This is a genomic window from Citrobacter sp. CK194, from assembly GCF_030333395.1.
GTDB lineage: Bacteria > Pseudomonadota > Gammaproteobacteria > Enterobacterales > Enterobacteriaceae > Citrobacter_B > Citrobacter_B koseri.
In genome coordinates this window covers 88,268-100,813 of record NZ_JAOWGA010000013.1, presented here as the reverse complement: position 1 = coordinate 100,813, position 12,546 = coordinate 88,268, and the positions used below count along the sequence as shown (strand labels likewise).

Sequence of the window (12,546 nt, the reverse complement as noted above, 5' to 3'; positions counted from 1 at the left end):
GGCGATGGGAATCGATATACAGGCGCTGTTCACGCCGCTGATGGCTCTGGTGCTGCCCTTTTTCCGCATCCTGGCGTTTTTGCAGTTCGCGCCCGTGCTGGACAACCGGGCTTTTTCCCGTCGCATTAAGATTGCCGCAGCGCTGGCGCTGTCGATCATTATCACCCCTATGCTGCCCAATAATGTTGTGCTCAGCGAACTGCTTTCGATGCGCACCGTCTTGCTGATCGGCGAGCAGCTCCTGTGGGGATTCCTGTTCGGCATGGCGCTCCAGCTCGTCTTTGTCACGCTGCAAACCGCCGGGCATATTCTGTCGATGAACATGGGGCTGGGGATGGCGATGATGAACGACCCGGTCAACGGCAGCTCCACTACGGTGATTTCGCAGATCATTTATGTTTTCTGCGCACTGCTCTTTTTCATCATGGATGGGCACCTGCTGCTGGTCACGATTCTGTTCAAAGGCTTTAGCTACTGGCCTATTGGTCAGGCGATTAACCAGCCAACGCTGACGCTGATTGTTCAGGGACTGGGCTGGATTATGGCATCCGCGACGCTTATCGCGCTGCCGACGACGTTCGTCATGCTGATTGTGCAGGGCGGATTTGGCCTGTTAAACCGCGTTTCACCGACGCTGAACCTTTTCTCGCTGGGTTTTCCGATCAGTATGCTGTTTGGGTTGCTCTGTATCTCGATGATGGTGACCAACATTCCTGATCACTATCTCAATCTCACCAATGAAATACTGGCGAAGCTCGACGCCATAAGGGTGTCGTAATGTCCTCCAGCGGCGACAAAAGCGAAAAACCCACCCCCGGAAAACTGCGCAAAGCGCGTGAAAAAGGCGACCTCCCGCGCTCAAAAGATCTGACGATGGCGGCGGGACTGCTGGCGTCGTTTTTCACCCTCGCCGCATTTCTGCCCTATTACCAGCAGTTAATCCGTGAATCGTTTGCCGCTGTCGGTGAAATGGCGGGCAGGCTCGACGATCCCACGGCGCTAAATCAGTTTATGCTACTGAACGTCTGGGTTGTACTGCGCTTTATCGCAACGCTGATTCCGATTCCGCTGTGCTGCATAGTGGCAAGCCTGGTGCCTGGCGGCTGGATTTTTACCCCCACAAAACTGAAGCCGGATTTTAAAAAGCTCAGCCCCATTAGCGGCGTCAAGCGGATGTTTTCCGCCAGCCACTACACGGAAGTCGGCAAGATGCTGCTCAAGTGCGGCATTATTCTTACCGTGTTGTACATGATGGTTCATGACTCCATGCACGCTCTGCTGCACCTGCAACAGCTTTATCTTCGTCAGGCGATCGGACAAGGGTTTGCCATTTTTCGTCACGTCTTCAGCTACTTCATCGCCGTTATTGTCATTTTCGCCCTGCTGGATGTACCGCTCAGTAAGTTCATGTTCACCAAAAAAATGCGCATGACCAAACAGGAAGTGAAAGAAGAGTATAAAAACAATGACGGTAATCCACAGATTAAAGGACGCATCCGCCAGCTTCAGCGTCAGATGGCGATGGGGCAAATCGCACGAACCGTACCAACGGCAGACGTTATCATCACCAACCCGACGCATTACGCCGTTGCGCTGAAATATGATCCACAGCGTGCCGAAGCCCCTTACATCGTTGCTAAAGGAATCGACGATGTTGCGCTCTGGATCCGTGAAGTGGGCGCTAATCACAATATCGAGGTGGTGGAATTTCCGCCGCTGGCGCGGGCAGTTTATTACACCACCCGCGTTAACCAACAGATTCCCACGCAGCTTTTCCGCGCGATTGCCCACGTACTGACCTACGTCATGCAATTAAAATCCTGGCGCGAAGGCAACGTGGAACAAAAGCCCCGCCTGAACAGGCAAATCAACATTCCTCAAGAGGTACTGAAAGCCAATGGCGAACAGTAAATTGCGCAACGCGCTGAGCGTGCTCCGTCAGGGGCAAGTCGGCGTGCCTATTCTGCTTCTCTGTGTGCTGGCAATGGTTATTTTGCCGTTGTCGCCGCTGATGCTGGATATTCTGTTTACCTTTAATATCGTCCTGGCGGTCATCGTGCTGCTGGTATCGGTGAATATGCAGCGTCCGCTGGACTTTGCGATTTTCCCGACGCTGTTGCTGATCACGACGTTAATGCGTCTGACGCTGAACGTCGCCTCTACCCGCGTGGTGTTGCTGCACGGTCATGAAGGCGAAGGCGCGGCGGGTAAGGTCATTGAAGCCTTTGGTCAGGTGGTCATCGGCGGCGATTTCGTCGTCGGTTTCGTGGTGTTTATCATCCTGATGATCATCAACTTCGTGGTGGTCACCAAAGGGGCGGAACGTATTTCCGAGGTTTCCGCGCGCTTTACCCTGGATGCGTTGCCGGGCAAACAGATGGCTATCGACGCCGATCTGAACGCGGGTCTGATTAACCAGCAGCAGGCCCGAAACCGCCGACAGGAAGTATCGAAAGAAGCAGACTTCTACGGTGCGATGGACGGCGCGTCGAAGTTTGTTCGCGGTGACGCCATCGCCGGGATCATGGTGCTGATCATCAACGTGATCGGCGGTATCTGTATCGGTATTTTTAAATACGATCTCGATGCCAGCCACGCGTTCCGCCAGTACGTACTGCTGACTATTGGTGACGGTCTGGTCGCCCAGATCCCGTCGCTGCTGCTGGCGACTGCCGCAGCGATTATCGTGACCCGCGTCAGCGAAGGCAATGACGTCAGCGATGAGATAAAAATCCAGCTTCTCTCTCGCCCGAAGGTGCTCTATACCGCCGCTTTCGTGATGTTTATTCTCGCGATTGTGCCGGGAATGCCGCACATTGCCTTCCTGAGCTTCACCGCCCTGCTGCTGTTTGCCGCCTGGCGGCAGAGCAAAGCGGTGCAGCCCGCCCAGGAAGAGACGGATATGGAGGCCATCACCGAAGCCATCGCGCCGGATGCGACGCCAGGCGTTTCCTGGGAAAGCATTCCATTGGTGGAGCCCATTGGCCTGAATCTCGGCTATAAACTGGTCACGCTGGTGGATGAGTCGAAGGGCAGTCCGTTGTCACAACGTATACGCGGCGTTCGCCAGGTCATTTCCGAGCACTGCGGCGTACTGCTGCCGGAGATCCGCATCCGGGAAAACTTCCGCCTGAAACCGGCGCAATACGCGATTCATATCAACGGCATTCGTACCGCGATCGGCGAAGTCCAGGCTGAAAAACTGATGGCGATTCCCGGCACTGAATTGTACGGGGAGATCAACGGCATACTGGATACCGACCCCGCTTACGGCATGGCAATTGTCTGGATCGACCCGGAACAAAAGGCGAAAGCGCTGAATCTTGGTTATCAGGTGGTTGACTGCGCGAGCGTGGTGGCGACGCACGTCAACAAGGTCGCCCGCGAACATCTGCCAGATCTGTTTAACTATGACGATATTACCCACCTGCATGCGCGCCTGGCGCTCCAGGCACCAAAGCTGGCGGAGGATTTAAATGCCGCGTTTAGCTACAGTCTGCTGCTGCGCATTTATCGCCAGTTATTGCTGGAGCAGATTTCACTGAAGGATATCGTCACCATCGCGTCCACATTGCTGGAAAGCGTCACCGTGACGAAAGATCCCGTTCTGCTGACCTCCGACGTGCGCTATGCTCTGCGCCGCGCCATCGTTCACACCATTAACGGCGATCGTCAACAACTCGCGGCCTACACCATCGACAGCCAGCTGGAGAATATGCTGCTGGGCGCGCTCAACCAGGCGCAGCAGGCCGGAAAAGTGGCGCTGGATAGCTTCCCTGTCGATCCGAACATTCTGACCCAGTTGCAGACGACAATGCCGATGATTTACGAGCAGATGAAGGCGAAAGGGCTGCCGCCGCTGCTGCTGGTAACGCCGCAGCTACGTCCGGTGATCTCCCGCTATGGCCGACTGTTCGCCAGCGGGCTGCATATTCTTTCTTATAATGAAGTACCGGATGACGCGGATCTGAACGTCGTAGGGACGCTGGCATAACCGGCAGGAGATCGACAAAGGAGATCGCGATGACGATCTCCTTTCCCATAACGACAGGTTTTATTGATCCAGGTAACGCAGTTTCCAGCCAGCGAGCGTACGCGGCATTTTCTTGATATCGTTACCTCTGGTGCTGAAGTAGTACAACTGCATTTTTCCGGCGCTGTCGCGTTCTACCCTCGCCGCCCAGATATTGCTTTGCGTGTACATAATAATGGCCGTATGGTTGTTCGCCGCGCCACGCACCCACATAGAGACGACCGTTGCGCCGATGTTATCTATATCATCCTGATAAATGTAAACGTTGGCGGTATCCACAAACTTCTGGTAATCATCCCCCACCAGCGCGCGGAAGCGCTCATCCATTTTGGGGTCGGAGAAAATTCCCAGCGAGTACAGCGTCGCCTTCGGGCGGGGATCGTGATCCGAGCGCAGATAGCGCCCATCAATAAATGCCCCCGTCGGCATCGAAATCCGGCATCCCCAGTCCGCGTTGCTGTAGACCTGAAGCGCGCCGCTTTTACGGGGGATAAACAGCAGTTTGCAATTACTGGTATCGGCAATACGTTCGACCAGCGCCATGCCGTACAGTTTTCGGGCTTCGGCCGTAAACTCATCTTTATTCAATCCCGACCAGACGCGAATATCCGTCGTGACTGACCATTCCGCGCTCCGGCTGAACTGGATCATTCCGCCACTTAAATTGGACACACTGGTGTTCCACCACAGCCCTTCCCAGTCAAAATCCGGGGCAACGTCTGAAATAGAACTGATGCCCTGATAGTAGGCGCGCTCAATGCAGCTGTCGGAGGTACACGCCTGTAGCGACTTTTCCCATTCCTGGTACTTCTTGTGAACCTGTTGAGAAGGGTTTCTGACCAACATCGTGTGATAGATAACCGTCATTGTGCTGTCCAGCCAATGAAGATTGTCGTTGTTACAAATGGTGTTTTCTAAAGGCATAGAAGCACGCTGACAGTTAACCGCATAAGCGCTGGCAGCGGAGAATGACACAAGGAGTATCAGACAGTTAATCAGGCGACCAATCATTATGAATAATCTTTAACCAATACAGGGGCTTATTTTGGCTAAATTATGTTTTATTTGCAATAAGTCACAAGATTTTATTCACATTATGAATAATCACCTCCCTGATTTAAGTTGTTGCCGGTAAATGTCGCTTGATAACAATATGTGTTCCTCATGGATTGTTAGGTTATGAAGATAGACAGTAGTAATTACATGCTTTCGACACTCTCCTCAGGTTCGTCACAAAACGATGCCAGTCGCAAACCTCTCGGCATCACGCGTAACAGCGGGCAGGCCAGTCCACAAAGCGGCTACTGGCAATTGTCCAGCACCGCGGTATCGGCTGTAGTGAACCTAAAAAAAGGGGAAATGATGCCTTATTATCAGGGCTCGCCCGTGCAATGGCAGTTAATTCAGTATGATTTAGGTAAAGAGACGCCAGTCTGAATCATCGCTATACAGCATAATTATTATGAGCGGTAATCTGTCACGCACTTGAGATAGCTTATCGTTCATATCACGCCCCCTCCCCCGCGCAGAGTCCTTCAGGATATAATTCCTATAATCAGTATGTTACGTGACAACCTGATAACCTCTGATAAAGCGGATAAAATTCGCGAATGAAAGTGGCCGGGAGAAGAAATAGCCCTGGAAGAAATCAACATTTTTAGATCGAAGATAATCAACCTGGTACTTATGCTCCACCCCTTCCGCAGTCGTTTGAATACGCATTCTTTGTGCCATCTCGACCACACAATCAACAAGCGGCGTATTTTTCCCTTCCGAAATCAGATTAATAAACATGCGACCTATTTTAATATTCTCTGGCCGCAGGTCAGTGATATAAGACAGGTTAGAAAATCCCGTGCCAAAGTCATCCAGCGACAGCCCGACATTATGAATCTTCATATAATCAATTTTATTGGAGATATCATCATTCACTTCGATCTCTCCACGCTCGGTGATTTCAAAAACAAGTTGCAGGTTCTGTTCGCGAAACACACCTGAATACGTTCCGATGAATGAATAAAAAGAGTCCTTCACCAGATGAGCATGGCTGATGTTCAGGTTAAATTTAAAACCCGGTTTAAATACCGTGACCGAGCGTTGAATATCGATGACCACCAGATCCAGTAATCCTTTCGTCAGGTCGGCAATCAACCCGGCACGTTCTGCCACCGGGATAAAGATATCGGGAGAAACAGAACCCGCTTCACAATGTTGCCAGCGGGCCAGAACTTCCGCGCCAATCACGCGGTTTGTTTTGGCGCATACAATCGGCTGGTAGTAAGGCTGGATTTCATTTCTTCTGATGGCTACCGCAAGGTGATGAGGTAATGATGCCCGATGCGATAACAGTAACCAGAGCAATATGGATGATACGAGCGCGCTGGCGATAATCATCGCAATATAGCGCCATGAGTGGGCGATCACGACCAACGCATCCCCCAGTTCGGTTTTTCGCCAGGCAATCGTATAAAGTTTGTTATTACTTTCCGCTTTTATATAGTGTGAAAAATGCGACTCCTGCAAACTCCCCGGTTTAACGCCAGAGGCGGTTAAAATTTTATCGTTCATGCGTAAAACAATACGATCGCTGAACGCCATATTTTTGATGCGCTCAACAATAATGCGCACATCAGAAGCCGCAAATATTCTTCCCGCCGGATAAGAAACATAAAGCATCATGATGAAATCATGCGGAGAGGTGATCACCCGATCAACCCTTATGCCCTGCTGTAAAGAGAGAGCAGGACTCAGGGTGTACCCTTTGTTGTAGAGTAGCGAGGAACAATAAATCGTATTGCCCTGCGTAAAGTTAAGCGACTGAAGATGCGGGTAGCGTGTGGGGATAATATTGAGCTTTTTTTCCAGTGTCGTATTACAGGGCTGACCCAGTAACGGTTGCGCCTGCGCAATCGCCAGTCGGGCATCGCCTAATACTTTATCGACGACAAAAGCCAGACTTTTGACCTCAGATTGCAGCAGCGCCTGCTTACTTTGCTGTACGCTCGTTAACTCCAGCCACAGCACGCTGGCAAATACCAGAAAAAACAGAAAGACAGAAGCTGTAAGGATTCTTTTATCTGATTTTGTTATAAACCTTAAAGACATATCAGGTCGCTTCTTTTCTACTCAGGGCACTCTGTATTCAGGCGACACAAAACCGGCCCGTCTTAAATGACAGCAATAAAAAGGATGGATACCCAATTTGCATGTAACGACGACGTTCTGCGATGCCAGAATAGTCACGCCATAAATTATTTTATCCGGTGACAGTCCTCGCGCCATACGGACAAAGCGTGAATACGCACCGCTGCTGTCGCGCACAGTGATTGATGGTAACAACGCCATTTCCCGGGCAATCAATTCGGTTATGAAAAGAGGCCCATAACGCATTGCTGTAGGGGAAAACGTGCAGGATTTTGATGTTTCTTTTTTTCCCGTTCGCCAGGACGCCTGAATCCTCCGGGGAGATAATGGAACCTGTGCGTAAAAAATAATCGCCCTTATACCACAGAATGAACTTAAGATTTTCCGCTCCGCTGGTCAGCGCAAAGGCGGTTCCCGTTGTCGGGCACACCAGGTTATTTTCGACGCTCCACTCCATAACAAACTCCTTTTGTTGTATGTTCGTCCATTAACGCCCTAAGAGAATTACTAATACTCTGCCTCATGTCTAACAGAAATAAGAAAAATCAAAAACCTTACGCTTGAACAGAAAACAAATACTTTATTTACACATTGACAAGGCGATCTGATTTGACTTAATGAAACATATCAGCTAACTCTGCATCTATTTTTTAAAATATCAACAGAATTTATAGCAATCATACAACATAAGATTTAAGTACAGGCCGGATTGTGTCGCAATGGTACTCAGGCAATTTGAGCAAAATAACAAATGAAGGAGTCTGATGTATGGACATAATATTTATTATCTCCTTAATCATAATTGGCTGCATCCTGGCACTGTCTGGAGGATGGATACTCATTCTGAAAGCCGAAGCTAAAATAGAACAAAAAATAATGGATGGGCTGGAACTCAAAAGGAAAGAGGATCAGAATAATAAAATTCTGCAAAAATATGAGGAGCTGTTAGCAATGGAAATCGAATGGCATACGTATCGAATATCTACCATTGAGTTTTTCATTACAAAAGTGAAGAGTAAAAGCGCCACAGAAACGCCGATAACACAACCGACAATAAGCGGCGACAGCAAACTTTACTCCAAAATAAAAGCATTAATATCTATTTACTTTCCGCATCTACAGGATGATTATAATACGCTGTGTAAAGTTTCAAACTGCTCTATCTATTTTGACTTTATCTACGGCAGATGTACCAGCAGCAATAAAGTCATTACCACACTGACAGAAAAGCGAGCGCAATTTAAATCGCTGTCTACGGAATTTCAAAACAAAATCCGAAAAGAAGTCACCATTACATAATACGTTATTCGCACCCGATGCGGGGCTAAGTCACCGGCAAGGGAATCGCCCTGAAGATAGAGACTGGCGAAGAATGCAGCACATCGTCAGTCATCTCTTCAGGCTGTTTATCTCTTTACGAGGCAGCGCGTAATTGCAGGTCGGTCAGGCAAGTCTGACTGTCATTCGCGGTTTTAAACGAATAAGCCGCTTTTTTCCCCTCATGACTGATTTCAATCATCCCCTCAGTGTGACGCGGCAGCCATAACCCGATAAAGCCATTCTGATAACTTTTCATTTTCTTATGTATCAACACCGTACCGTTCCGATCTGTCACGTTCACATCAAACCAGGTGTCCGGCATTTCTCCCTGGCAACCTGAAAGACTGTGGTTAAAACAGGGATGGGTTTGATATTCATAAGGCGCCAGCGAGAGATAAAATTTCTCACCCAGCGGAAAGGTGTACGTTTCGCCATTCGCCGACAGTTTCAGATCCGTGCTGGTCACAGAAGCGGTATACGGTAAAGGACGAGCCTGAGGGTTTTGATCGATAGCATCCACCATTTGCTCAACCGATTTTCCCGCCAGCCCGCGTTCAGCCAAAAACGCCGTTTCCTGCGTCGATGCCATTGAGATATTACTTAGTGCAATAAATAATAATAAAGACTGAATGATTTTCGGCATAATTATTATCCTTGTACGAATTGTGTTTCACAATTATACGTCTTTTCAGGAAGAAGAAGACAGGCGCACATCAGGTAAAGTTTAGAAAAGATCTGTATGAGCGTGCTAAATAAGCAAAAAAATGAAAGACATGCAATCCAATAAAAAAGAGTTCAAGTGACCATATCACAATTATGAACTTTTCCCTGTAAAATATATGTTATATAAACAACTAACTGATAACATGTCAACACTGATAAAAGCGTAATACATCAATGTAAACAGAACACGCCTGAGTCCAGAGTCTCATTTATTCTCTCCGGTACATTGTCCTTGCATCTTAAATCCAATGAGAAAAAATAATAATCTTGACAAGATAATTACACAGCATAAATATGAGCAATAAGAAATAAAGGCATAACCTTATAAGCATAAGGAATATTTATGAAAAGGGAACTGTTAAACATAAAAAAAACAGGAAGAAATAAAATAGACTACGACCTTAACTTAAAAATTAATGTCTTTAAAACGTTGCGACAAGAAAATGTCCTGATGAAGGATTATATTAATCTGCTGGAAAACAGAATTATTTTTCTGGAAGGCGTCATTCTGGAGAAAACGAAGAACAAATCATAAGATTCTATTATACAGGCAGGGATGTCTGACTCCGTGTGCCTTGTCGCATAAGTGACTCTATTTATGCGACCTTTTTTTAAACCACATTCGTACCATGACCGAAACGCAGATAGAACTGCCCTGGCGTCATTCCCATAAAACGCCTGAACACGGCAATAAATGCACTCACATTCTCATAACCCGCTAATTGCGCGACAAGGCTGACAGACTCTCCGCGCAGTAAATATTCCAGCGACAAAATGACTTTCGCTTTTTGCTTCCACTGACCGAATGTTAATCCCGTCTGCTGTATAAAAAGGCGGCTCAACGTCCTGACGCTCAGCCCGGCCTGTTTCGCCAGCTCTGCCTGACTCCGCGTACAGGCCCTGTCGGCCAGTATTTTTTGCGCAATCTGTCTGACCCTTCTGTCGTCGGGAAGGATCAATTGTGAAGAGAGCACATCAGCATAGCGAATCTCATCGACCATAACCTGCAACAGGTGGGCCAGCCGCTCTGAAGGCTCTCCGATGGTTCCCTCCCCACAAATTTTCTCAAGCAACAGCAGTAAAAAAGGCGACGCTGCCCGAACGCACGGTGAGGAGGGAAAGACCCCGCAAAATTCCGCGCTGAAGTGCAGACTGGCGCCATATGCACTCACCGGCATCCACGCGCAATGGGGTAACGACGGCGGAATCCACCCTACCGAACCGGGCGTCAACGCCCACTGCCCTTGTTCCGTTTCGACCATCACCATGCCACGCGTGATCCAGTACAACTGCCCGCCAGGGTGATGGTGCCACTGAGTCATATGCTTAGAGGAGTGATGTAAAGGTTGAATGCTTTCTATCATCATGGCCGATTTAACGTATTTATTGTCTTACTACGGTTACTTTGCCGCTTCAGTCTGAGGGTAATCTTCCCTGTACGCAATCACGATGAGGAAGAGAACATTGGAAAATATGATGCAACGCGTTGCTCAGGCGCTTGATGCCGTTATTTCCCGACCTGGGCACGATGAACACACTATCGAATTATTTTTCACGCCCGATTATCGCCAGACGGTAAATGGCATCGACCTTGATTACGATAACTTCGTCACGCACATGGCAAAATTAAAACAGGTTACTCGTACCATGAAGGTGAACATTCTGGCCATCGCTCAGCAGGGCAATCACGTTCTGACCCATCACCTGGTGACCGTCATCAAAACGAACGGCGAACAGGCACAAACCGAAGTCTTTGCCTGTTTCACATTAGAAAATGGCCGTATTGCTGCCTGTCAGGAATTAACCCGGTTAATCAGCGGCGCCGAAGAAGATAAAATGCTGGGAAGTCTGCGGTGATCGGGAGCGAATTAAGGGACAGATAAAGGCCGGAATGCAACGACAGAACGCAGCCCCGCCTATAAAAATACGGAGTTTACGGTATATAACAGTCCCCATATGGCAAAGCCGTACACTCTGCTCCCCTGCCATTGCGCTATTTAGTTAGCGTCAGTGCGTACCTGCAAGAATAAGCAGCAATCCCCCTCTTCTCTACTTTTTATTAAAACGCCATTTTATATTGCATGCCAGGGCGTTTTTATCCCTTTTGCTCATCCTCTTCACCCACTTTCATTTTAATAAATCTTATTAATTAAAATAATTCACCCCGAACAATGAAACAAAAACAAAACAAATAAAGAACATTTAACTATATTTATTTATAAATATAACATTAGCGAGCAAAATATTCTCTTTTTTTGTCGTTACCTGATTGTGTAAATCAATATTACTGAATGTAAGCATCAGATTTTTTCCATTTTGCCTTTCGTTTTATAAGAATTTTAAAATTTAAAGTTACATCTCAGTTACACGATCAGTGCCATATGCTGATAAACAAGAAAAAAAACCAAAACAGCAGACTTATACACTTAATTTAAGTAAATTCTTAAACTGATATTTTAAGATTGTGTTACATCAATTAGGATCATCACCTAACCTGATGGAAATAATGATGCAGGCTCCATTTTTCCGTTTTCAGGGATTTTACGGATGTAGACAGCAAGACCAGGACGGTTTTGTGACATGAAATGTTCGTCCCCAGGACGGGAGCAAACATACTGGAGTTAATATCAATGAAAAAGCTCGCTATCTCTTCTTTTGTTATCGCGTCATCCTTCGCAGCCTTTAATGTCAGCGCTGCAACCGAGGCTTCTGGCGGTACTATCACCTTTACCGGCCAGGTTACTGATACAACCTGTACAATTAACGGCGGAAACTCTGCTGACCTGACGATTCCATTAGATCCCATCGCCGTTAGCGATGCATCTACCGCAGGTCTGATCCAGAAAAACCGTAAACAATTTACTCTGGAATTTACCGGCTGTACTTCTGCTTCCCTGGGGCAGGACGATGGCGCGGGAAATAAAAATACCCTGAATCTGATCCTGAGTTCAGACAGTATTTCTAACGATGGTCTGTATCTGAACAACACACAGTTGAGAACCGACGGCACGAAGAAAAACGTGGGTATCGCACTCAGCACGCTGGCCAATAGCCAGACGCCGCTGAACCTGCATACTAACCTTGATACGAATGTTGAAGGTGATAGCGCCACTGTCGATCTGTATGCGAACTACTATAAAGTCGGTTCAGACGCTGCCGATACCGGTACCGTTAACACCATGCTGACTTATACCGTCGCGTATTTATAAGCAACGGGTTAATTTACTCATATAAATAAAGAGCCTGATCCGTCATTATTGACTTATTGTATTCGCGAATTATTTTCACCTTCTGGTGAGGTATTCTTATACCTGCAATTCAGGAGG

General features: G+C 47.8%; 13 protein-coding genes. 8 read left to right on the top strand and 5 right to left on the bottom strand.

Going from position 1 to position 12,546, the window contains the following annotated elements; all coding sequences use genetic code 11:
- Positions 1-4 precede the first annotated feature (4 nt).
- The 3 genes from fliR to OGX80_RS03255 are packed head-to-tail and all read left to right on the top strand — an operon-like array spanning position 5 to position 3,994.
- Positions 5-778: a flagellar biosynthetic protein FliR gene (fliR, locus tag OGX80_RS03265; RefSeq protein WP_012133723.1), complete on the top strand. Its 774-nt coding sequence runs from the start codon at positions 5-7 to the stop codon at positions 776-778.
- Entirely contained in the window at positions 778-1,911 is a 1,134-nt protein-coding gene (flhB, locus tag OGX80_RS03260; protein WP_115181945.1) for a flagellar biosynthesis protein FlhB, read from the top strand. The genes fliR and flhB overlap by 1 nt, the downstream gene beginning before the upstream one ends.
- Entirely contained in the window at positions 1,898-3,994 is a 2,097-nt protein-coding gene (locus OGX80_RS03255; protein WP_047458653.1) for a flagellar biosynthesis protein FlhA, read from the top strand. Before flhB ends, OGX80_RS03255 begins: the two co-directional genes overlap by 14 nt.
- A gap of 60 nt (positions 3,995-4,054) precedes the next feature.
- Here the strand turns inward: OGX80_RS03255 and OGX80_RS03250 are convergent, their stop codons facing one another.
- On the bottom strand, positions 4,055-5,044 hold the full coding sequence (locus OGX80_RS03250; protein ID WP_012133726.1) for a lysozyme inhibitor LprI family protein: 990 nt from the start codon (positions 5,042-5,044) through the stop codon (positions 4,055-4,057).
- A gap of 168 nt (positions 5,045-5,212) precedes the next feature.
- Between OGX80_RS03250 and OGX80_RS03245 the strand changes: the two genes are divergently transcribed.
- Positions 5,213-5,470, top strand: a complete 258-nt coding sequence (locus OGX80_RS03245) for a hypothetical protein (RefSeq protein WP_024130634.1) — start codon at positions 5,213-5,215, stop codon at positions 5,468-5,470.
- A gap of 126 nt (positions 5,471-5,596) precedes the next feature.
- On the opposite strand, the gene OGX80_RS03240 is transcribed toward OGX80_RS03245, so the two are convergent.
- Positions 5,597-7,057: an EAL domain-containing protein gene (locus OGX80_RS03240; protein ID WP_175479754.1), complete on the bottom strand. Its 1,461-nt coding sequence runs from the start codon at positions 7,055-7,057 to the stop codon at positions 5,597-5,599.
- 232 nt (positions 7,058-7,289) lie between these two features.
- Positions 7,290-7,634, bottom strand: coding sequence for an anti-adapter protein IraM (locus OGX80_RS03235; RefSeq protein ID WP_115181946.1), 345 nt, complete (start codon positions 7,632-7,634; stop codon positions 7,290-7,292).
- 311 nt (positions 7,635-7,945) lie between these two features.
- Between OGX80_RS03235 and OGX80_RS03230 the strand changes: the two genes are divergently transcribed.
- Positions 7,946-8,476, top strand: a complete 531-nt coding sequence (locus OGX80_RS03230) for a hypothetical protein (RefSeq protein WP_012133729.1) — start codon at positions 7,946-7,948, stop codon at positions 8,474-8,476.
- Between the two features lie 115 nt (positions 8,477-8,591).
- Here OGX80_RS03230 and cueP read toward each other — a convergent pair whose 3' ends face one another.
- Positions 8,592-9,140: a copper-binding periplasmic metallochaperone CueP gene (cueP, locus tag OGX80_RS03225; RefSeq protein ID WP_115181947.1), complete on the bottom strand. Its 549-nt coding sequence runs from the start codon at positions 9,138-9,140 to the stop codon at positions 8,592-8,594.
- Between the two features lie 423 nt (positions 9,141-9,563).
- Between cueP and OGX80_RS03220 the strand changes: the two genes are divergently transcribed.
- Complete coding sequence (locus tag OGX80_RS03220) at positions 9,564-9,755, top strand: hypothetical protein (RefSeq protein ID WP_115181948.1); 192 nt, start codon at positions 9,564-9,566, stop codon at positions 9,753-9,755.
- Positions 9,756-9,831: 76 nt separating this feature from the next.
- Here OGX80_RS03220 and OGX80_RS03215 read toward each other — a convergent pair whose 3' ends face one another.
- Positions 9,832-10,587: an AraC family transcriptional regulator gene (locus OGX80_RS03215; protein WP_115181949.1), complete on the bottom strand. Its 756-nt coding sequence runs from the start codon at positions 10,585-10,587 to the stop codon at positions 9,832-9,834.
- Positions 10,588-10,693: 106 nt separating this feature from the next.
- Here OGX80_RS03215 and OGX80_RS03210 point away from each other — a divergent pair, with 106 nt between their 5' ends.
- Together OGX80_RS03210 and OGX80_RS03205 are read left to right on the top strand one after the other, a co-directional pair.
- The gene (locus OGX80_RS03210) at positions 10,694-11,077 is read left to right on the top strand and encodes a nuclear transport factor 2 family protein (RefSeq protein WP_232103868.1); all 384 of its coding nucleotides are present in this window, start codon (positions 10,694-10,696) and stop codon (positions 11,075-11,077) included.
- A 773-nt stretch (positions 11,078-11,850) separates the two neighbouring features.
- Positions 11,851-12,429, top strand: coding sequence for a fimbrial protein (locus OGX80_RS03205; RefSeq protein WP_142757161.1), 579 nt, complete (start codon positions 11,851-11,853; stop codon positions 12,427-12,429).
- The last annotated feature ends 117 nt before the right edge of the window (positions 12,430-12,546 follow it).

Coding starts and splice junctions, on each gene's coding strand:
- OGX80_RS03235 (WP_115181946.1), bottom strand. CDS start 7,634: ATGGAGTGGAGCGTCGAAAATAACCTGGTGTGCCCGACAACGGGAACC.
- OGX80_RS03245 (WP_024130634.1), top strand. CDS start 5,213: ATGAAGATAGACAGTAGTAATTACATGCTTTCGACACTCTCCTCAGGT.
- OGX80_RS03230 (WP_012133729.1), top strand. CDS start 7,946: ATGGACATAATATTTATTATCTCCTTAATCATAATTGGCTGCATCCTG.
- OGX80_RS03210 (WP_232103868.1), top strand. CDS start 10,694: ATGATGCAACGCGTTGCTCAGGCGCTTGATGCCGTTATTTCCCGACCT.
- OGX80_RS03215 (WP_115181949.1), bottom strand. CDS start 10,587: ATGATGATAGAAAGCATTCAACCTTTACATCACTCCTCTAAGCATATG.
- fliR (WP_012133723.1), top strand. CDS start 5: ATGGGAATCGATATACAGGCGCTGTTCACGCCGCTGATGGCTCTGGTG.
- OGX80_RS03205 (WP_142757161.1), top strand. CDS start 11,851: ATGAAAAAGCTCGCTATCTCTTCTTTTGTTATCGCGTCATCCTTCGCA.
- OGX80_RS03250 (WP_012133726.1), bottom strand. CDS start 5,044: ATGATTGGTCGCCTGATTAACTGTCTGATACTCCTTGTGTCATTCTCC.
- OGX80_RS03255 (WP_047458653.1), top strand. CDS start 1,898: ATGGCGAACAGTAAATTGCGCAACGCGCTGAGCGTGCTCCGTCAGGGG.
- cueP (WP_115181947.1), bottom strand. CDS start 9,140: ATGCCGAAAATCATTCAGTCTTTATTATTATTTATTGCACTAAGTAAT.
- OGX80_RS03220 (WP_115181948.1), top strand. CDS start 9,564: ATGAAAAGGGAACTGTTAAACATAAAAAAAACAGGAAGAAATAAAATA.
- flhB (WP_115181945.1), top strand. CDS start 778: ATGTCCTCCAGCGGCGACAAAAGCGAAAAACCCACCCCCGGAAAACTG.